The sequence below is a fragment of the Frigoribacterium sp. ME-P-080 genome (genome assembly GCF_030209595.1).
Classification (GTDB): domain Bacteria; phylum Actinomycetota; class Actinomycetes; order Actinomycetales; family Microbacteriaceae; genus Frigoribacterium.
On sequence record NZ_JARVRR010000009.1, the window covers coordinates 1 to 20192 of the forward strand.

Annotated in this window: 20 protein-coding genes; 8 read left to right on the top strand and 12 right to left on the bottom strand. The window is 73.5% G+C overall.

All coding sequences use genetic code 11. The features are described from left to right. The 4 genes from QRN23_RS13090 to QRN23_RS13105 form a co-directional block, all read left to right on the top strand. Positions 1–581 (top strand): hypothetical protein (locus tag QRN23_RS13090; protein WP_285063767.1); only part of this gene is annotated, 581 nt, incomplete at its 5' end. After that, positions 578–889: a hypothetical protein gene (locus QRN23_RS13095; protein ID WP_192125315.1), complete on the top strand. Its 312-nt coding sequence runs from the start codon at positions 578–580 to the stop codon at positions 887–889. The genes QRN23_RS13090 and QRN23_RS13095, both read left to right, overlap by 4 nt. A 126-nt stretch (positions 890–1015) precedes the next feature. Then, entirely contained in the window at positions 1016–1471 is a 456-nt protein-coding gene (locus tag QRN23_RS13100; RefSeq protein WP_192125317.1) for an Hsp20/alpha crystallin family protein, read from the top strand. A 315-nt stretch (positions 1472–1786) separates the two neighbouring features. Further along, positions 1787–2242 carry an SRPBCC family protein gene (locus QRN23_RS13105; RefSeq protein WP_056044418.1) on the top strand — a complete coding sequence of 152 codons (456 nt, stop codon included), beginning with the start codon at positions 1787–1789 and terminating at the stop codon, positions 2240–2242. A gap of 72 nt (positions 2243–2314) precedes the next feature. Here QRN23_RS13105 and glsA read toward each other — a convergent pair whose 3' ends face one another. Further along, positions 2315–3253 carry a glutaminase A gene (glsA, locus tag QRN23_RS13110; RefSeq protein WP_285063768.1) on the bottom strand — a complete coding sequence of 313 codons (939 nt, stop codon included), beginning with the start codon at positions 3251–3253 and terminating at the stop codon, positions 2315–2317. Positions 3254–3431: 178 nt separating this feature from the next. Between glsA and QRN23_RS13115 the strand changes: the two genes are divergently transcribed. Further along, positions 3432–3716, top strand: a complete 285-nt coding sequence (locus QRN23_RS13115) for a hypothetical protein (RefSeq protein WP_056044422.1) — start codon at positions 3432–3434, stop codon at positions 3714–3716. Between the two features lie 66 nt (positions 3717–3782). Here the strand turns inward: QRN23_RS13115 and QRN23_RS13120 are convergent, their stop codons facing one another. The 7 genes from QRN23_RS13120 to bla form a co-directional block, all read right to left on the bottom strand. After that, positions 3783–4802 (bottom strand): DUF418 domain-containing protein, encoded by a 1020-nt coding sequence (locus QRN23_RS13120; protein ID WP_285063769.1) that lies wholly within the window; start codon positions 4800–4802, stop codon positions 3783–3785. Positions 4803–4882: 80 nt separating this feature from the next. Further along, a complete protein-coding gene (locus tag QRN23_RS13125) occupies positions 4883–5200 on the bottom strand; it encodes a hypothetical protein (protein WP_267659048.1) in 318 nt (105 codons plus the stop codon). A gap of 70 nt (positions 5201–5270) precedes the next feature. After that, positions 5271–6362 carry an ABC transporter ATP-binding protein gene (locus QRN23_RS13130; protein WP_502874820.1) on the bottom strand — a complete coding sequence of 364 codons (1092 nt, stop codon included), beginning with the start codon at positions 6360–6362 and terminating at the stop codon, positions 5271–5273. After that, positions 6359–7246 carry an ABC transporter permease subunit gene (locus QRN23_RS13135; RefSeq protein WP_285063770.1) on the bottom strand — a complete coding sequence of 296 codons (888 nt, stop codon included), beginning with the start codon at positions 7244–7246 and terminating at the stop codon, positions 6359–6361. The genes QRN23_RS13130 and QRN23_RS13135 overlap by 4 nt, the downstream gene beginning before the upstream one ends. Next, complete coding sequence (locus QRN23_RS13140; RefSeq protein ID WP_285063771.1) at positions 7243–8217, bottom strand: ABC transporter permease; 975 nt, start codon at positions 8215–8217, stop codon at positions 7243–7245. Before QRN23_RS13140 ends, QRN23_RS13135 begins: the two co-directional genes overlap by 4 nt. Beyond that, positions 8217–9353, bottom strand: coding sequence for an ABC transporter substrate-binding protein (locus QRN23_RS13145; RefSeq protein ID WP_285063772.1), 1137 nt, complete (start codon positions 9351–9353; stop codon positions 8217–8219). The genes QRN23_RS13140 and QRN23_RS13145 overlap by 1 nt, the downstream gene beginning before the upstream one ends. A 299-nt stretch (positions 9354–9652) precedes the next feature. Beyond that, positions 9653–10615: a class A beta-lactamase gene (gene bla, locus QRN23_RS13150; RefSeq protein ID WP_285063773.1), complete on the bottom strand. Its 963-nt coding sequence runs from the start codon at positions 10613–10615 to the stop codon at positions 9653–9655. A gap of 95 nt (positions 10616–10710) precedes the next feature. Between bla and QRN23_RS13155 the strand changes: the two genes are divergently transcribed. From QRN23_RS13155 to QRN23_RS13165, 3 genes are read left to right on the top strand one after another with little or no spacing between them, the layout of a single operon-like run. After that, the gene (locus QRN23_RS13155) at positions 10711–11679 is read left to right on the top strand and encodes an ABC transporter ATP-binding protein (protein ID WP_200413122.1); all 969 of its coding nucleotides are present in this window, start codon (positions 10711–10713) and stop codon (positions 11677–11679) included. A gap of 14 nt (positions 11680–11693) precedes the next feature. Further along, positions 11694–12743, top strand: coding sequence for an ABC transporter substrate-binding protein (locus QRN23_RS13160; RefSeq protein WP_285063774.1), 1050 nt, complete (start codon positions 11694–11696; stop codon positions 12741–12743). Positions 12744–12751: 8 nt separating this feature from the next. Further along, the gene (locus QRN23_RS13165) at positions 12752–14905 is read left to right on the top strand and encodes an iron ABC transporter permease (protein ID WP_285063775.1); all 2154 of its coding nucleotides are present in this window, start codon (positions 12752–12754) and stop codon (positions 14903–14905) included. Positions 14906–15024: 119 nt separating this feature from the next. Here the strand turns inward: QRN23_RS13165 and QRN23_RS13170 are convergent, their stop codons facing one another. From QRN23_RS13170 to QRN23_RS13185, 4 genes are all read right to left on the bottom strand, one after another. Continuing rightward, a complete protein-coding gene (locus tag QRN23_RS13170; RefSeq protein WP_162234590.1) occupies positions 15025–15486 on the bottom strand; it encodes a DUF2809 domain-containing protein in 462 nt (153 codons plus the stop codon). Positions 15487–15524: 38 nt separating this feature from the next. Then, positions 15525–16826 (bottom strand): hypothetical protein, encoded by a 1302-nt coding sequence (locus QRN23_RS13175; protein ID WP_285063776.1) that lies wholly within the window; start codon positions 16824–16826, stop codon positions 15525–15527. Between the two features lie 173 nt (positions 16827–16999). Then, on the bottom strand, positions 17000–18613 hold the full coding sequence (locus QRN23_RS13180) for a GMC family oxidoreductase (RefSeq protein ID WP_285063777.1): 1614 nt from the start codon (positions 18611–18613) through the stop codon (positions 17000–17002). After that, on the bottom strand, positions 18610–20097 hold the full coding sequence (locus tag QRN23_RS13185) for an alpha/beta hydrolase (RefSeq protein ID WP_285063778.1): 1488 nt from the start codon (positions 20095–20097) through the stop codon (positions 18610–18612). The genes QRN23_RS13180 and QRN23_RS13185 overlap by 4 nt, the downstream gene beginning before the upstream one ends. Positions 20098–20192: the final 95 nt, after the last annotated feature.

Here is a 20192-nt window from a genome sequence, read left to right on the forward strand (position 1 = left end):
AGAGCATGCGCACCTACCCGAGCGAGTCCGAGGCCCTGGAGGACTTCCTCGTCCTCGTCGGTGACCACGCGAACAGGACGGACTGCCTCGTCGTCACCCGACGCGACGATGCCTGGGTGACCTTTTCCACCGACGAGCGTGCTGCGGTCGTCGACGAGAGCATGCGCACCTACCCGAGCGAGTCCGAGGCCCTGGAGGACTTCCTCGTCCTGCTCCGGCTGAAGAAGCTCCTCCGCGACCTGCAACGGGAGCGCGACCTCGAGCGCGTTGAGGGGGCGGCGATGAGCCTCGCGTCGTTGCCTGCGCAGATGGAGGCGGAGGACGTGAACCGCATTCGTGTCGCTCTCGGTGACGATTACCTCAGGTGCCCGGACTGTCTCGCCGTGGCGCGACGTGACGGCGTGTGGAGCACTTTCTACGTCGACGAACGAGCTGCCGTGGAGGAACGGAGCCTGCACACGTTCCCGGACGAGGTCTCGGCCGTGGCCGACTTCCTCGACCGTCTGAGGTCCCAGCATCGCAAGCTCGAGATCCAGGACGAACTCCGTGACCGACGCCGACGAGCAGGAGAACCGTCATGACGATGGTCGCGCGCACCCTGGCCGACCTCCGAACCCAGGTGGACGCCCGTGGACTCGGCCACCTGAACGCCGTCATCGGGGACGCGACGACGGGGAAGCCCTTCGCGCTCGTCCTCGCTCGACGGGACGAGGTGTGGAGCACCTACTTCCTCGACGAGCGAGGCCTCGTCGAGGAGCAGAGCATCCGCACCTACGACGACGTCGAGGCAGCCGCAGCCGACTTCCTCCGGTTGCTGGGCAACCTGGCCCGCATCGAAGAGATCGGCGCCGAGCTGGCCGCCCGACGGCAGGCACAGCGTCCTCAGTGATCTCTCGGCAGCGTTCAAGCTTGGTTTGAGGTACGAAACGCTGGTCAGAGGTACATTCGTGTCGTCAACGAGCCGGGGCCACGGGGTCCCGGGTCACACCGATCAACCGAAAGGGGACTCTTCATCATGGCCATGTCTTTCGATCCTTTCACCGAGCTCGACCGTCTCACCGGCGCCCTCACGGGCCTGCGGCAGGGGCCCAGGGTCATGCCGGTCGACCTCTACCGCGACGGCGACCGCTACGTGCTCAACGCCGACATGCCGGGCATCGACCCGGGGTCGGTCGACGTCGACGTCGACGGTCAGCTGCTGACCATCCGGGCCAACCGCACGCCCGACACCCGTGACGGCGTCAAGTGGCTCGCGCAGGAGCGGCCGCACGGCTCGTACCTCCGCCAGTTCAGCGTGGGCGAGGGCATCGATTCGAGCCGCATCACGGCCCACTACGACAACGGCGTGTTGTCACTCGTCATCCCGGTCAGCGAGAGGGCGAAGCCGCGCAAGATCGAGGTCGTCTCGGGCCAGGCGCACGAGACCGTCGACGCGATCGACGCGTCGCCGGCCCGCGACACGACGAGCTGACCCTCAGGCGGTCTGGCCGTCGATCCCGGCCACGCCGTCGGCCCCACCACCCCGTCACGATCCGTCGTGGCGGGGTGGTCCTCGTTCCGGCGAAGCCGGTGCTCGACCGCTCCGCCGTCGGTCGCGGGCGCGTACGTACTCGGCCGCGGGCGCACGAGTACTGTGCGGTGCCCAGGTCGGCCGTGTCACCCGGCACCTGACCGTTGCCTCCGCACGTGGGCGAAGCCGACCCGCGCCTCCTACCGTTCACGGCAGGGCACGACGCCGACACGGCGTCGCCCGACAATTCTGAACACCGTCAGCAAGGAGTGCACCATGGCACAGGCCATCGAGACCATCGACGTCAACGTCCCCGTCAGCGTCGCCTACAACCAGTGGACCCAGTTCGAGTCGTTCCCGAAGTTCCTCGACGAGGTCGAGTCCATCACCCAGACCACCCCCACCCTCACGGTGTGGAAGGTGAAGGTCGGACCGGTCGAGAAGACCTTCGAGGCCGAGATCACCGAGCAGCACCCCGACGAGCGCGTCGCCTGGAACAGCACGGGCGGCGAGGTCGACCACGCCGGCGTCATCACGTTCCACAAGCTGAGCGACGACGTGACGCGCCTCACGGTGCAGATCGACTGGACCCCCGAGGGCTTCCTCGAGAAGGTCGGCAACACGCTCGGCGCCGACAACCACGCCATCAAGAAGGACCTCAAGAACTTCAAGGAGTTCATCGAGCGCGAGGGCAACGTCGACGGCGCCTGGCGCGGAGACGTCCAGGCCTGAGCCCCGGCTCCACCCGACGAGGCCCCCGGTCGGCTCCTGTTCGCAGGACGCCCACCGGGGGCCTCGTCCGTGTCAGCCGCCGAAGCCGAACGAGTGCAGCCCGTGCTCCTCGCTCAGTCGGCGGCTCCACTCGGCACCGCGGACGCTCGTCCCCTGCTCGTCGATGGGCGGGCTGAACACCGCCGCACCCAGCCGGTTCGGCGCCGACAGGACGATCGCCCCCGAGACGCTCGACTTCGCGGGCACCCCGACGCCGCGCATCCAGCGGCCCGACCCGTCGTAGACCCCGCAGGTCGCCATGACCGACACCACGTCGCGGGCGACGCGGGCGTCCACGACCTGCTCGCCCGTCACCGGGTTGCGGCCGCCGAACGCGAGCGTCGCGCCCATCACGGCCAGCGCCTCGCTGTCGACCAGTACCGAGCAGGCCCGGGCGTAGAGCGCGACCGCGTCGTCGGCCGTGTGCTCCAGGCTGCCCTCGGACCGCATCAGGTGGGCCAGCGCGTGGTTGCGGTCGCCGTGCAGCTGCTCGGACTCGCTGACCTCGCGGTCGTAGTCGAGCTCGCGCCCCGCGAAGGCCCCGAGCCCCGCCAGGATGCGCGTCGTGCGGGCGTCGCAGGTGCCGCCGTCGACCAGGGCGGCCGTGAGCAGGGCTCCGGCGTTGACCATCGGGTTCGGCGGTCGGCCGGTGCCGCCCTCGAGCTTGATCGCGTCGAACGCCTCGCCGGTCGGCTCGATGCCGACCGCGTCGAGGGCCGCTCCGCCGGTGTCGGCGAGGGCGAGCGCGAAGAGGAACGGCTTCACCGCCGACTGGATCGAGAACGCGTGGCCCGAGTCGCCGGACGCGACCACCTCGCCGGTGGACCGCACCACGGCGACCCCGAAAAGCTCGGGGTCGGCCTCGGCTAGCTGGGGGATGCTGTCGTCCACCGCGCCTCCTCGGGTCGGGAGGACGGAGGCGCGCAGGGCCTCCAGGGACGCGGCGTCGGACGACGGGATGGGGGACGGCATCGTTCCACCCTGACAGGCCGGGGCCCGTGCGTCCGGGCCTGCAGGAGGCAACGGGGGCCCGGGGTGGGGTACAAGGATCACGCCGGGCCCTCGGAGTCAACCCCTCCCGTTGTCAGGTCGCGTGTCTAACGTGCACCTCGTCGGGTCGCATCGGGGCGGCCCGCGAGAAGGGGCGACCATGCTGAACGACGGTGGGGGACGCCGGTCGGGCACGGCCTGGCCGGGACGGGGCCCGCTCGCCAGTGCCCTCGACCTGAGGCTCGACGTGATCGGCCGTGGCCGCTGGCGCATCGTCGACGTGCGGCGGTCGGAGCGCGGAGCCCCGGTGGTCATCGGATCGGTCGCCCAGACCGAGGCGGGCTACGAACTCACCCTCGCCGCGACCCCCGGTCGCCGCCTCTGGTGCACCGACCTCTCGAGCGCCCTCGACACCGTCGTGCGGGCCTCCTGGAACCGTCGCTGACCCGAGGAGGCGCGGCTCCGATCGGTCGGGACCGCCGCCGACCAGAGGAGGCGCGGCTCCCGTCGGTCAGGACGCCCGGCGCACCAGCGCGGCCGGCCGCCACCAGGTGACGCTCCGCCAGGCCCACTCGACCGGGCCGTAGACGAACCGGGCGAGCCAGAGGCGGCTCAGCACGGACTGCACGGCGATCAGGACGACGCTGATCGCCAGCCCCGGGACGACGCTCGTCAGGTGCCCGAAGTCGATCACGAGGGCCAGCCCGGCCACGACGATCGCCGCGACGACGTAGTTGGTCAGTGCCATGCGGCCCAGCGGCTCGAACACGGCGGCGACGACGCGGCGGGCGGGGGTGCGCCAGAGCAGGGCGAGGGCGGTGGCGTAGGCGACGGCCATGACCAGCCCGGCGATGCCGCCTGGCGTCGAGAAGCGCGGGTCGCCCGGGGTCGTGGCCTGCCAGAGCAGGGCCGGCACCGTGAGCACCGCGGCCGCGGCGAAGACCAGGCCGACGCCGCGCCCGGCGGACTCGAGCACCCGGGGCAGCCCGTACGCGGCGGCGCCGGCACCGAGCAGCATGAGGCCGGGAGTCGAGGCGAGGCCGCCACCGGTCAGGGCGTAGGCCGCGACGGTCAGCGCGGCACCGAGGGTCAGGGTCGCCCAGCGTGGGGCGAAGACGACGATCGGCAGCACGACGAGGCCGACGACGCCGTACTCGAGCAGCACGTTGCCGGGGTAGACGAGCATGAGCAGCCCCCCGATCGCGACGAGCCCGATCAGCCGGCGCACCATGACGAGTCCGGGCCGGGGAGCGCGCGCCCGGGCACCGGCGAGCACGAACCAGAGGCTCATGCCGAAGAGGAACACGAAGATCGGCACGAACCGGGTCTGCACCGTGAGGTACAGCAGGTCACGCGCCGGGTCGTCGACCGGGCCGGCGTTCTCGATCGCCAGGTCGATGCCGAGGCGGGTGATGTCGAGCGTGTTGACCAGCAGGATGCCGAACAGCGCGAAGCCGCGCAGCGAGTCGACGAACCTCCAGCGGATGCCGGTGGTGGGTGGGGAGTCGACGGCGGGCGCAGCGGAGGTCATGTGCCCAGCCAAGCCGACCCGCGCCTCCCGGTCGTCCCCCGCGGTGATGGTGCGCCTCCGCCTGAAGTATCAGATGTGGGTCAGGCGAGCGCCCACTCGGCGCGGAACTCGTCGCAGGTGAGCCGGTCGAGGTCCGCCTCGATCTCGACCTTGGACTCGTCGGCGCCGGTGAGGCCCTGGGGCGGCAGACGGTGGATCTCGCGACCGGTCGAGCGCTCGCGGACCACGACGTCGAAGCCCGGCCACTCGCCCTCGACCGAGCCGAGGAAGAACCCGACGACGACCGAGACGAGCCAGCGCCCGGCGACGAGCGGCCGCGGCCGCCGGGTCGTGACGATCTCGGCCTGCCACACCGAGGAGGCGCGGGGCACGTCGTCGGGGTCGGTCACCGGGGGCATGCCCCGAGGCTAACGGCGGGACCGTGCGGGCCGCCTCCGTCGCCCGGGTGACCCGGTGCCGTCGGGTGGGTCAGGAGGCGCGGCTCGTCACGGCGACGCGGGCGGGCGTGAACGAGACGCGCACCGACGACCCCGGTTCGCGCCGTTCGTCGGCCCGGTGGTCCAGCACGAGCAGCGTCTCGCGGTCCACGCGCACGCGGGTGCGGCACACGGCCCCCAGGAACGACACCGACTCGACGACGCCCGCGAGCCCGCCTTGCTCGACGAACGACACGTCCTCGGGGCGCACGTACGCCCAGACCGGTCCCTCGGCCGGCGTCCCCACGACCGGCACCTCGGGGCAGCCCGCCAGCCGCACGAGCCCGCCGATGACCTCGCCGGAGACCCGGTTGCTCGTCCCGACGAACTCGGCCACGAACGCCGTCGCGGGGGCCGAGTAGAGCTCTTCCGGGGTGCCCACCTGCTCGATCGACCCGGCGCGCATGACGGCGACGCGGTCGGCGACGGCGAGGGCCTCCTCCTGGTCGTGGGTGACGAACAGCGTCGTGATCGACAGCTCGCGCTGGATGCGTCGGATCTCGTCCCGCAGCTGCACCCGCACCTTGGCGTCGAGGGCGCTGAGCGGCTCGTCGAGCAGCAGCACGCGGGGTCGCGTGACCAGCGCCCGGGCCAGCGCGACGCGCTGCTGCTGTCCGCCTGAGAGCTGGTGGGCGTAGCGCTCGCCGAGGTCGCCGAGCCCGACCAGGTCGAGCATCTCGCCCGCCCGGGTGGCGCGGGCGGCCTTGTCGACCCGACGCATCCGCAGCCCGAACTCCACGTTCTGCCGCACGGTCAGGTGCGGGAACAGCGAGTACGCCTGGAACACCATGCCGACGTCGCGGCGGTGCGTCGGCACGCCGACCACGTCGCGGCCGTCGATCGTGATGCTGCCGCCCGTGACGTCCTCGAGCCCGGCGAGGCTGCGCAGCGCGGTGGTCTTGCCGCAGCCCGAGGGGCCGAGCACGGCGACGAGCTCGCCGGGCTGCAGCTCGAGGTCGAGCCCGGTCAGCGCCCGGTGCCCGGCGAACTGCTTCGTGACGTCGTGGAACGCCACGGCGGCGCCCGCGCCCGCACCGGCGGCGGTCGGACTCGTGACGGAGGGGCGGGGGAGCGTGGCGGTCACGAGAGGGCCTTCCGGGTGGGGATCGGGCGGGCGGCCCCGAGGGCTCCGACCCGCCCGATCACGAGCAGCAGCACGAAGGCGAAGGCCAACGAGATCAGGGCGAGGACGACGGCGGCGTAGGGGTCGGAACGGGACACCTGCACCAGGGCGGTCTGCAGGTTCACGCGGTTGAGCAGCGAGGCGATGGTGAACTCGCCGAGCACCACGGCCACGGTGATGAACGCCGCCGCGAGCAGTCCCCGGCGGAGGCTCGGCACGACGACGAGGGCCATCGTGCGCGGCCAGCTCGAGCCGAGCGTGCGCGCGGCCTCGGTCAGCGTGCGGAGGTCGGTGGCCGCGAGGTCGGACTGCACCGCACGGTAGGCGTAGGGCAGCACGGTGACGCCGTACGCGAGCGCGAGCGTCCAGGCGCCCGAACCGGCCACCCGCGAGACGACCGAGTAGACCGGCGCCAGCCCGACCACGAGCACGATCGCGGGCACCGTGATCGGCACGAGGCAGACGAACTCGAGGGGCCGGACGAGGCGCGGGTGGCGCAGGTGCACGAGCACCATCGCCGGCACCAGCAGCACGAGCACGAGCAACGCCGAGACGACGGCGAGCAGCAGCGAGTTCGTGACCCCCTCGACGAGGTTGCGGTACATCCGCTCGTTCTCGGGGTCGACGATCGCCAGCCAGTGGTTCAGGTCGTGACCCGTGCCGTCGGCGCTGCGCAGCGAGAACGCGACCATCGCCGCGATCGGCACCGCGAAGAGGGCCCCCACGACGACCAGGGCGGTGCGGCGCGCGACCGTGCCCGCGCCTCCTGCGCTCGTCGACCGCGGAGCGCTCGTCGTGCGCGTCGTGCGCGTCGTGCGCGTCGGCTCCGTCGTCCGGGCGCTCATCGCTGCCACCGCTCGGTGCGGCGCTGCAGCAGCGAGTAACCCGTCATCAGCACGGCCATGACGACGACCATGCCGAGCGCGAGCGCGCCCGCGACGTTCTCGCGGCCGAGCACCGTCTCGCTGATCAGTGCGGCGCGGATCTGCAGCGGCACGATCTGGGCGCCCTGGCTGATCAGGGCGGCGGCGGTCGCGTACGACGAGAAGGCGTTGGCGAAGAGCAGCAGCAGGCTGCCGACGAACGCCGGGGCGAGCACCGGGACGACCACGCGGACGAGGTGCTGCCACCGGGTGCCGCCGAGCGTGGCCACGGCCTCGCTCCACTGCGGGCGGAGGCCGCTGACGGCGGGCATGAAGGTGATCACCATGAGGGGCACCTGGAAGTACAGGTAGGGCAGCAGCAGTCCGGGCACCTGGTAGAACCAGACACCGTCCGTGTAGAGGTCGACGCCGGCGACGTCGATCAGCAGCCGTGTGACGACGCCCTGGATGCCGATCGTCGCGATGAAGGCGAACGCCAGCATGACGCCGCCGAACTGCGCGAGCACGCTGGACGCGGCGTCGATCGCGTTGCGGACGGCTCCGTCGGGGCGCAGCGAGGTGAGGCCCCAGCAGACGACGGCACCGACGACGGCCCCGGCCACGGCGGTGACGGCCGAGACGGCGGCCGAACTGGCGAAGGCCCGGACGATCAGCGGGTCGCCGAGCGCGGCCAGGTTGTCGAGGGTGAGGGCGCCGTCGCCGTCGACGAAGCCCGTCCCGAGCGCGAGCAGGCACGGCACGATCAAGAAGGCGAGCACCCAGACGGCGAACGGGGTCAGCCCCCACCAGGCCGCCGGACGGCGCCGACCCCGTGAGGGGCCGACGCCGTCGGAGGACGAGGAGGCGCGGGTCGGCAGGCCGCCGCCGTCCCCCTCGTGCGCCGACCGCACGTCGGCGGTCGCGTCCGCCGCGCGGGTCGACGTCGTCACCATCAGCCGATCGCCGTGGCCCAGGTGTCGGCCAGGACCTTCGAGGCGGCCTCGGTCTGCTCCGCCGTGAACTGGACGGTGTCGGCGGGCTGCTCGCCGACCTTCTCGAGGGCGTCCTGGTCGACGGTGCCGGCCTCGGTCATCGCCGCGAGGCGCACGGGGTAGGCGCCGGCCGCGAGGTACAGGTTCTGTGCGTCGTCACCCATGACGTACTCCTGCCACAGGCGGGCCGCGGCGGGGTGCGGGGCGTCCACGTTGATCGCCTGGTTGTAGTAACTACCGAGGGCGGTTCCGGGCAGGACGGCCGTCTTCCAGTCGCGTCCACCGGCGTCGGCCGCGGCGGCCAGGTTGTTGTAGCTCCAGTCGAAGACGACCGGGGTCTCGCCCGAGGCGATCGTCGCCGGGGTCGGGTCGGTGGGCAGGAAGTTGCCGGCGTCGGCCAGCTGCGAGAACCAGTCGACGCCCGTGCTGACGTCGTCGGCGCTGCCGCCGGACTGCAGCGCGGCCCACTCGACGGCCGCGGCGGCGGCACCGGCCTGGGTCGGGTCGCCGTTGATCGCGACCTTGCCCTTGTAGTCGCCACCCAGCAGGTCGTCGAGGCTCTCGGGGGCCGGCACGGCGTCGGCGTCGTAGCCGACCGACATCAGGCCGGTGTAGTCGTAGACCCATCTGCCGTCGGCGTCCTTGTGGTCGTCGGCGATGTCGTCCCAGGTCGACACCTCGTACGGCGCGAACTGGTCGAGGTTGGCGAGCGTCACGGCCGAGCCGAGGTCGAACACGTCGGGGGCGGTGTCCTGCCCCTTCAGGTTCTGGGCGGCGGTGATCTCCTCGGCGCTCGAGACGTCGGGGCTGTCCGAGTTGACGGTGATGTCGTACTTCTCCTCGAACCCGTCGATGATCTTCCCGTAGTTCGCCCAGGTGTCGGGCAGGGCGATCACGTTGAGCTCGCCCTCGGCCTGTGCGGCCTCGACCAGGGCGTCCATGCCGCCGAAGTCCTCGGCGCTGGTGGCGGTGGCGGCGTCGGTGCCGTTCGCCGCGCCTCCCGAGCTGTCGGCGTCGGCGCTCGCCGAGCAGCCGGTGAGGGCGAGGGCGGCGATGCCGAGGGTGGCGGCCGAGACGAGCAGGCGCTTGTCGATCATGCGGTGGAGTCCTTCGGGTGCGGGGCCGGGGTTCGCCGGGGACGGCGACGGGGGACCGGACGGCCCGCTGGGCACGCTAAGGAGGCGCGACGACGTCCCGGGGGAGGCCGCGTGAACGAGGGGCGAACAGGTGGTGGCGGGGCGGGCGTACCGACGGGGGCGTCGCCGCACGGACAGTCGGCGACGAGTGGGCAGAAGATGCTGCTCGTCACCGCGGGAGGAGCATCTTCTGCCCACTCGACGAGCGGTGGGGAGAAGAGGAGAGGGCGGGGGTCGAGAGGCGGGCGGGGCCGGCCGGGTCAGCGGGCGGCGGCGAGGGCCGAGAGGGCGACCTCGGCCGCGGCGGCGACGAGGGAGTCGTCGTACTCGGCGGCGGGGTCGTTGCGCGTGGTGAGCACCGAGATCACCACGGGGTCGCCCGACGGGGGGACGACGATCGCGACGTCGTTGCGGATGCCGCCCGCGCCTCCTGACTTGTCGGCGACCTGCCAGCCGTCGGGAGCGCCGGCACGGATCAGGGTGTCGCCGGTCGCGTTGCCCGACATCCACTCGAGCAGGGTGGCGCGGTCGTCGGCGGCGAGCCAGTCGCCGTCGGTGATGCGGGCGAGGGTGGCGGTGAGGGCGGCGGGCGTGGTCGTGTCGGCCGTGCTGCCCGGGGTGAGCGTGTTGAGCTCGGGCTCGCCGTGGACGACGTCGGTCACGTCGTCGCCCTGCGCGGCGAGGGCGGCGTCGAGCCCGGCCGGGCCGCCGAGCTCGGTCAGCACGAGGTTCAGCGCCGTGTTGTCGCTCTGCCGGACGGCCGCCTCGGCGAGCTGCCGCAGCGGGAGCCCGTCGGCGACGTGCTCGCTGGTCAGCGGCGAGTACCCCGCGGCGTCGACCTCGGCCTGGGTCCAGGTGACGACGCGGTCGAGGTCGGCGTCGTCGGTCGCGTCGAGCAGGGCCGCCACGGCGAACGCCTTGAGGCTCGACGCGTACCCGAAGCGCTCGTCGGCGCGGTGGTCGAGGGTCGCGCCCGAGCCGGTGTCGAGCACGGAGAGGCCGACGCGCGCGTCGTACCTGGCCTCGAGGTCGGTCAGCGCGGCCTCGACCTCGGGGGTCGCGAGGTCGGGCGCGGCGATCGGGCTGGGCAGGGGGACCGGGGTCGCGGTCGGGCTCGGGGCGGGTGCCGACGCCCCGGGCGTCGAGCAGCCGGTCAGCGCCAGGCCCAGGCCCAGGGCGGTGGCCGTCAGGAGGGTCGTCGTCTTCGTCGTCCGGGAGGTCATCGGGCCAGTCTCGCCGACGCCCGGGAGGCGCGGGTCGGCTCGACGTCGAGAGGTCGGGTTGCGGCACCGGGGTGAGGTTAGGCTAACCTAAGCGCGTGACCACCGACCTGCCCCTCGCGGCCACCGCACCCGCCTCGGCCACCCTCCGTGCCGACGACGTCTCGGTCGCCTACGACGGCGTCGACGTCGTCCGCGGAGCCCGCCTCGAGCTGCGCCCCGGCTGCGTCACCGCCCTCGTCGGCCCGAACGGCAGCGGCAAGTCGACCCTGCTGCGCACCCTCGCCCGGCTGCAGAAGCCGCGCACGGGCTCGCTGACCCTCGCCGCGCCTCCTGCGGGGGTCGAGTGGTCCGAGAACGTCGTCCGCGCCTCGGGGAAGGACGATTCGCGACCACTCGACCGCGCGAGCGCGAGCACGAGTGCGAGCGCGGACGCGGGCGACGAGACGGTCGACGGGTTCGAGCTGTCGCTGCGGCAGTTCGCGCGGCGCGTGGCGCTGCTGACGCAGGGGCGCCCGACCCCCGGCGGCCTCAGCGTGCGCGACGTCGTCGAGTTCGGCCGCTACCCGCACCGCGGCCGCTGGGGGCGCTCCGACCCGGACGGCCCCGCCGCCGTCGACCGCGCGCTCGGACTCACCGGCGTGGCCGACCTCGCCGACCGCGGCGTCGACCAGCTCTCGGGCGGTCAGCTGCAGCGCGTCTGGCTGGCCAGCTGCCTCGCGCAGGACACCGGGGTGCTGCTGCTCGACGAGCCCACCACCTACCTCGACCTGCGCTACCAGGTCGAGCTGCTCGACCTCGTGCGCGACCTGGCCGACTCGGGGCGCATCGCGGTCGGAGTCGTCCTGCACGACCTCGACCAGGCCGCCGCGCTCGCCGACCGCATCGTCGTGCTGAGCGAAGGCCGCATCGTCGCCGAGGGCGACCCCGGGGACGTGCTGACACCGCGCCTCCTGACCGACGTCTGGGGCATCCGCATCGACGTCGACACCGACCCCACCACCGGCCACCTGCGCACCCGCGCGATCGGCCGACACCACACCCGGGCCGAGACGCCCGTCCGATGAGAGAGACACCACCCGTGACCCAGCGCCTGATGACGACGCCCCGCCACACCCCGACCACCGGCGGCCCCGCCCGCCGCCCCGCCCGCCGACTGCTGACGGTCACCGCCGTCGCCGCGGCCGCGGCCCTGACCCTCGCCGGCTGCGGCACCACCGAGTCGGCCGACGCCGGCTCGACCTCGGGCAGCGGCGAGCAGATCACCCTGACCGACGGCACGGGGGCCGAGATCACCCTCGACGGTCCCGCGACGAAGGTCGTCGGCACCGAGTGGAACGTCGTCGAGGACCTCGTCGCCCTCGGCATCGAACCCGTGGGCGTCGCCGACGTGAAGGGGTACAACGAGTGGGACGCCGCCGTGCCGCTCACCAACGAGCCGACCGACATCGGCACCCGCGGCGAGCCGAGCCTCGACACCGTCGCGTCGCTCGCACCCGACCTGATCGTCGCGACCGACGGCCTGAGCGCCGACGCCGTCGAACAGCTGAAGGAGATCGCTCCCGTGCTGCAGATCACCTCGGCCGACGCCTCGCGCCAGATCGAGCACAGCATGGACAACCTCGACCTCATCGCCAAGGCCACCGGCACCGAGGAGAAGGCGACCGAGGTGAAGAAGGAGTTCACCGACGCCGTCGAGGCGGGCAAGCAGGCCCTCGCCGACGCCGGTCTCGCCGGTCAGCCCTTCGCCTTCGCCGACGCCTACGTCGACGCCGGCCAGGTCAGCATCCGCCCCTACGCCAAGGGCTCGCTCGTGTCCGACGTCACCGAGGAGCTCGGCCTGACGAACGCCTGGACCGTCGAGGGCGACGAGGCGTACGGCCTCGCCACGACCGACGTCGAGGGCCTCACGCAGCTGCCGGCCGACGTGCAGTTCCTCTACATCGACAACACCGCCGCCGGTGCCGACGACCCGTTCGCGGTGTCGCTCGCCTCGAACGCCGTCTGGACGTCGCTGCCCTTCGTGCAGTCCGGTGACGTGCACCGTCTCGACGACGGCATCTGGATGTTCGGCGGCCCCGCCGCGATGACCGCCTACGTCGACTCGCTGGTGTCGACCCTGACGAAGTAACCGGCACCGTGAGCACGACCGTCACCCCCACCGACCCCGCGCCGCCCCGGCTCGGCGAGCCCGCCGCCGGGCCCGACGCGCGGGCGCTCCGCGCGGCGCGAGCCCAGGAGGCGCGGCTCGCCGCCCCCCGCCGGGTCACGCTCGGGTCGGTGGGCGTGACGGTCGCGCTGGTCGCCGTCGTCGTGGTGCTCGCCCTCGTGGACGTCACGCAGGGCACCGCCGACGTCGGCGCCCGGCAGGTCTGGCAGGCGCTGACCGGCACCGCGACGGCAGGCGACGCGTCCGTGGTCGTGGCCTCGCGCCTCCCCCGGATGGTCGCCGGCCTGCTGGTCGGCGTCGCCCTCGGAGCCGCCGGTGCGGCCCTGCAACAGATGAGCCGCAACGTGCTCGCCTCGCCCGACACCCTCGCCGTCAACGCCGGTGCCTACGCGGCGCTCGCGGTCGCGGCCGTCACGGGGCTCAGCCTGCCCCTGCTCGCCTCGTCCGGCGTCGCGTTCGTCGGCGGGCTGCTCGCCGCGGGGCTCGTGCTCGCGGTGTCCGGGCTGGGCGCCGGCACCGTGCGGCTCGTGCTCGCCGGCAGCGCCCTCGCCCTCGGCCTCGCCTCGGTGACGAGCGCCCTGCTGCTGCTCTTCCCGCAGCAGACCGCCGGGCTCTACGCCTGGGGCCAGGGCAGCATCTCGCAGAACGGCTTCGACGGCGTCGTCCAGCTCGCCCCGGTGATCGTCGTGGGGCTCCTCGTGCTCGTCGCGATGAACGTCCGCGTGGACGCCCTCGCGCTCGGGGACGACGCCGCCCGCAGCGTCGGCGTCGACGTCCGCACGACCCGCGTGGTCACCGTCCTCGCCGCCGTGCTGCTCTCGGCCGCCGCCGTCACCCTCGCGGGGCCGATCGGCTTCGTCGGCCTCTGCGCCCCCGCCCTCGTCCGCCTGCTGCGTCGGGCCGTGCCCTCCGTCCGCCGCTTCCTCGTCTTCCTGCCCCTCGCGGCTCTGGCGGGCGCCGCCCTCGTGCTCGGCGCCGACGTGCTGCTGCGCGCCCTGGTCGGTGCCGAGACGTCGGTCCAGGTGCCGACCGGCGTCGTGACCTCGCTGCTCGGGGCGGTCGTCCTCGTCGTGCTGGCCTTCCGTGCCCGCGACCACGGCGGCGTCACCCCGACCGACCGGCACCCCGTGGTCTCCCGCCTGCGGTTCGTGGTCGTCGTCGTGGTCGTGCTCGCCGCCCTCGTCGCCGTCGTCCTCGGCTCGGTGCTGCTCGGCGACGCCAAGCTGCTGCTCGGCGACGTCGCCAACTGGGTGGCCGGTCGGTCCGGCCGCGTCGTCACCTACGTGCTCGACACCCGCGTCCCCCGGGTCGTGGCCGCCCTCGCCGCGGGGGCGGCGCTGGCGCTCGCCGGCACGCTCGTTCAGGCCGTCACGCGCAACCCGCTCGCCGAGCCGGGCATCCTCGGCGTGACGGGCGGAGCCGGCCTCGGGGCCGTGCTGCTCGTCACCACCGTGCCGCTCGCGACCGGCTGGGGCATCGCCGGCGCGGCGTTCGCCGGAGCCGTCGTGGCGGCCGTCGTCGTGTTCGGCCTCGCCTCCCGCGGTGGCTTCCCGCAGAACCGGCTCGTGCTGATCGGCATCGGCGTCTCGACGGCGACGGCGGCCGCGATCAGCCTGCTGATCGTCCTGACCGACCCGTTCAACGGCGCGAAGGCGCTGACCTGGCTGTCGGGTTCGACCTACGGCCGCACGCTGGACGATGCGCTGCCGGTGTCGCTGGTGCTCGTGGCCGCGCTCGTCGTGGTCGTGCTGCTGCGCCGTCGCCTCGACCTGCTCGGGGTGGACGACGACACCCCGCGCCTCCTCGGGGTCTCGCTCTCGCGGTCGCGCCTGGTCTTCCTGTCGCTCGCGGTGCTGCTCACGGCGACGGCCGTGGCCGCCGTGGGCGTGGTCGGATTCGTCGGACTCGTCGCCCCGCACGCCGCCCGGTCGCTGGTCGGACGGCGGCACGCGCGGGTGCTGCCCGTGGCCGTGCTGCTCGGCGCGGTGCTGGTCTGCGCCGCCGACGTGCTCGGCCGCACGCTGATCGCCCCGGCGCAGCTCGGCGCCGGCCTGCTGACCGCAGTGATCGGCACGCCGTACTTCGTCTGGCTGCTCTGGCGCGGGCGGGCCTCCGCGAGCTGACGCCCCGGCGCGCTGGCGGCCTGGCCGCCCTGGCCGGTCGAGTGGGCAGAACATGTCCTTCCCGCCTCGACGAAGGACGTTTTCTGCCCACTCGACCCGCGCCTCCCGGGGTCGGGACGTCAGGAGGCGCGGCGCAGCACCCGGAGCAGCACCAGCCCCGCGACGCCTCCCGCCAGGTACCCGAGCAGGTCGGTCGCCACGAAGGTGGAGCCGAGCACCCACGCGACGGGCGGGAACGCGTCGGCGGCGGCGGCGGGCAGTCCGGTCAGCTGGAGCAGCTCGATGCCGACCGACGCCGCGGTGGCGGCCCCGGCCGCGGCGGGGGCGGCCAGGCGCGGGGCGACGAGGCGCGGGGCGACGAGCGCGAGCAGCAGGGCGAGCAGCACCGTGTAGAGCGCCGAGCCGAGCAGGTCGCCCGTCAGCCCGGGGACGGCGAGCTTCGCGACGACGCCGAGGGCGACGGTCGCCGCCGCCGCGACCGCCGTCAGCAGCCGCCGCCGCCGCGCCCGCGGCCGCAGTCGTCGAGCATCCCCCGGATCTGCGGCCCGCGGGTCGAGTGGTCCCGAATCGTCCTTCCGCACAGCGGGAGGGACGCTTCGCGACCACTCGACGGGCGGCGTCACGAGAGGCACCCGGTCTGGACGCCGAACGACAGGCCGTCGGCCGTGCCGCGGATGCTCGCCGACTCGATGCCGTCGGGACGGCCGGGAGGCGCGGACCAGTAGTCCCGGCCCATGGCGCGACCGGCCTGGTGGAACCCGTCGGCCGACCAACCGTCGACGACGGCGTCGAACGGGCCCTGGGCGTCGTCGTGGACGGTGAACACCGGCACGACCACCGAGCCGACCACCCGGGTGCCGTACTCGGTCTCGCACAGTTCGCGCCTGGTCTCGACCTCGGCCGGCACGCCCGTCGCCGCCACGGATGCCTCGACGTAGGCGCGCACGGCGGCCTCCTGCTCGGGCAGTTCGGCGAGCGGGCCCTCGTTGACGAACGGGCTCTCACCGATGTCGCCCGGCTGGGGCTCCGGACCGTCGTCGGGCTCGGGTGCGCCGAGCGGCAGGCCGATCCAGCCGGTCTCCGGGGTGGTCGCCCGAGGCTTCCGCACCCAGAACTCGGTGCGGCGGGCGACCCCGGCATCGGCCTGCTCGTCGGCCGCACCCCGCAGGACGGCGAGCACCGGATCGGGCTCGTAGGTCGAGACGTCGAGCGACGGTCGACTGCTCGCGGTGACGTCACCAGGGGTGAAGGCCAGTCCGGTGACGCCGTCGAGCGCGAGTACCGCGTCGATCGTCGCGAGCATCGTCGGTGCCGGCGAGGTGGGGCTCAGGGCCACCGACGAAGGGACGGACGTCGTGGTCGTCGCCTGGCCGAGGTGGAGGGAGAAGGTCGGGCCAGCCGTGCCGAGGTGCGGCTGGACCGCCGCCGCAGCGTCCGCGAACGAGTTCCCGGGTGCGACGATCGCCGAGTAGGCGTAGCGGGTGGTGTCGACGGAGGCCAGGGTGCTCTCGCCGCGCAGGTCGCCCGCCAGTCCGACCTGGACCTCCGACGTCGGATCGACGGTGACCGGGGCGAGGCCCGGGCCGCCGGGGACGTCGAGGTCGATGTCGAGGGTGGTACCCGTGACGCCGTCGCCCACCACGCCGTCGACGAGGGCGGCGACCGCCAGGTCGGGGCCGTCCGCGGTGACCTCGACGTAGGCGTCCCAGGTGAAGGGGTCGTCCTTCGCGTCACGCTGCTGCAGGCGGGTCTCGACCGAGGCGACACCGTCGACGGCTGCGATCCGATCGGCGAGCTCGGCCAGGGACTGCTCGGACCCCTCGGGCGGTGGTTCGGCGAAGAAGCACGACGTGAGGCCGCACGCGACGACGACGGTCGCCACCGATGCCGCGATCGCCCGGTGCAGCGTGGGAGAGGCCATCTCTCGAGCCTACGAACGGGCGAGCCGGGTCGCGTCCGTCTCGGGGACCACGCCGCGCGCCGGGAGGACGACCCCGACCAGCCGAACGACGGCGTCACGGGGGCGTTCCTCGCCGACGCGACCCGCGCCTCCTGGGCGGTGGAGCTCAGGAGGCGCGGGTCGCGTGCTGCAGGTCAGGCCGCGTCGACGACGCGCGAGACGTCCGCGCCGACGCGCTCGCCGGCGACGGTGCCCGTCAGCCCGGCGCTCGCCAGGAAGCGGTCGGCGGTGCGCAGGCCGAGGGCCATGATCGTCAGGGCGGGGTTCGCGACGACGGCACTCGGGAAGACCGAGTTGTCGGCGATCCAGAGGTTCGGCACGTCGAAGCTGCGCCCGTCGGGGTCGACCACGGCCGTCGCCGGGTCGGTGCCCATGCGGCAGGTGCCGATCGTGTGCGCGGTGCGGGCCAGGACGCGGATGTCGCGGCCCCCGGCCGCCTCGACGATCGCGGTCATCGTCTCGACGGCGTGGTCGTCGATCGCCTTCTCGTTGTCGCCGGGCGTGAAGGTGACGACGACCTTGGGCATGCCGAACTCGTCGACCTCGTCGGACAGCGTCAGGCGGTTCTGTTCGCTCGGCAGGCACTCGGCGTTGATGCCGACGCCGGCCATGAAGCGGTAGTCGTCGAGCGCCTTCACGAGTTCGGGGCCCCAGAGGCCGGCACCGCGAGCCAGGGTCGTCGCCAGCGTCAACGGCATGGCGCCGAGGCTCTGGATCAGGTAGCCGCCGACGAAGTCGACGCCCTCGGGCCGCATCGTGTCTTCGGTGATGATCGACGACGGGTACCCGCGGTAGCCGCGCATCTCGGTGTCGAAGGTGCCCCAGACCTGCGTCGCGCCGTGGGCCATGAAGTTGCGACCGACCTGGTCGCTGCTGTTGGCGATGCCGGCGTGCAGCAGCAGGCGCGGGGTCTCGACGCCGCCCGCGCAGAGGAAGAGCGCGGCGGTGCGCTGGCGGTGCTCGACGCCGTCGCGGACGTAGACCACGGCCGACACCTCGCCGGCCTCGTCGAGCTCGATCCCCGTGACCATCGACTCGGGGCGGATCTCGGCCCCGTTCGCGACGGCCATCGGCAGGTAGCTGGTGTCCATGCTGACCTTGGCGCCGCTGCGGCACCCCTGGTGGCAGCTGCCGCAGCCGACGCACGCCGGGCGGGTGCCGACGTGCTCCTGGCGCCAGTCACGGCTGACCAGGGCCGCCGGGGCGTCCGTCGCGCGGATGCCCAGCGCCTCACACCCGCGGATCATCATGTCGCTCGACGCGTTCCGCGCGGGCGGCGGCATCAGGTACGACCGCGACGGGTCCCACGGGTAGTCGGCCGGGCCGGAGACGCCGACGAAGTGCTCGACCTCTTCGATGTACCCGATCAGCTCGGCGTGGTCGACCGGCCAGTCCTCGCCCTTGCCCGTGAGGGACTTGAGCTTGAGGTCCCGCTCGTCGGGACGGGGGGTGAAGGCACCCCAGTGCAGGGTCGAACCGCCGACGCCCTTGCCGCTGTTGTTCTGGCCGAAGGCGGTCGGGGTCTCGCCGCCGCTGAGGCGCTCGTCCATCCAGTTGATCTTGACGGCCTCGATCTCGTCCTGCGTGTACTCGTCGGGCTCGAAGTTGCGGCCGGCCTCGAGGGCGACGACCGAGAGGCCCTGCAGGGCGAGCTTCGCCAGGATCGGGGCGCCACCGGCTCCGGTGCCGATCACGACCGCGTCGACGACCTCGGACTCGTCGTAGGTGCGTTGTCCGTCGAGCTTCATCGGATGACCTCCATGGCTGGTTCCCAGCCCTCTCGTTGGCCGGCACCGAGCCGGCTGAATCCTTGCAGGGCGCGACCGGCACGGCCGTTCGCGAAACCGTCGAAGCCGATGCGTTCCATCGTCGCGGGGTGGGCGAGCCAGAGCTTGACCAGGTCGACGCGGCAGTCCTCGAACCATGCGGTGAGCTGCTCGACCGAGAAGGGGTGTGCCTCGTCGGGGCTGGGTTGCCCCGTGCGCCCGGGGGTGCCGCCGGTCATCCCGGCGTCGTCCTGGTCGCCGCCGTGGTGCGAGTCGCCGCCACCGCTGTCGCCGACGGTCCCGAGGGCGTCGTCGGGATCGCCCGCGACGATCGCGGCGAGCCGCTCGTCCTGCTGCTCGTACGACAGCCCGGTGAAGTCGGCGAGGGCGTCGAGGCCCAGCGCGTAGGCCTCGGGGTCGCTCGGCAGGTCGGCGTTGCGCCAGCCGTCGCCGTAGCCGGCGGCGAGCTGGGCGTCGACCCGCGCGGCGAGGTCGACCGAGTGGTCGGGGTCGTCCTGCGGCACGACGCGGGAGGCCACGGCACGTAACGTGGTCAGCTGCGCCTCGGTCAGCACCTGTGGGACGTAGCGCGGGTCGTCGGCGACGGCGCGCCGGGCGAGGATGCCGCGGGTGTTCGAGGCGGTGCGGCTCGAGGCGATGACGCGGGCGAAGTCGTCCGACATGACCGGAGCCCGCCCCGCGTCGTCGCGCCAGAAGTCGAGGACGGCCGAAGCGACCTCGGTCGGGCGCTCGAGCGGCAACAGGTGCCCCGCGCCGTCCAGGGTGAGGTGCGTGGCACGCGGGTAGACGGCGCCGTTCAGGCGACGCTGGGCGTCCTCGCCCAACGGCCCGTCGGCGCCCCCGGCGACGATCAGGGCGGGCACGTCGAGGGTGCCGACCTCGGCCGACCAGTCCTCGCGGCTGCCGCGGTCGAACCATGCGGTCCACGCCTCGGGGGAGGTGCGGTGCAGGTCGGCGAGGGCCTGGTCGTCGAGCGGCGTGGCCAGGGGAGCGCCGACGTTGTCGTCGACGAAGCTGCGGGCCGTGTCGGCGTCGAGCGGGCCGGCGGCGGCCGCGGCGATCATCTGCTCGCGGTTCGCCTCGCTCATGGGCTCGGGTGACGGCGGGGACGCCGCGAGCAGCACGACCCCGGCGAGGCCGAAGAGCCCGCCCTGCCCGGCGAGCGTGCGCGCGGCGACGATCGACGCGATCTTGCCACCCATGCTGTGACCGACGAGCAGCCAGCGGGTGGCGCCGTGCCGGCGGATCTGCCGGGTGACCTGACGGACCATGTCGTCGACGGTCACCCCGTCGGCCGTGGTGGCGTCGCCGAAGCCGGGAAGGTCGAGGGCGACCACCTCGACGTCGTCGCCGAGCGCCTCGGCGACGGGACCGTACTCGAGCCGGCTCATGCCGAGCGCGTGCAGGCAGAACAGGGTGGGGCGTGTGGTGGTGTCACTGGTCACTCGGACTCCTCGGAGAAGACGTGGGGCCGGGCGACGACCCCCGTCGTCCCGGCGCACTCGACGCTACGGCCCGCCACCGTCATCGGGCCGAATGA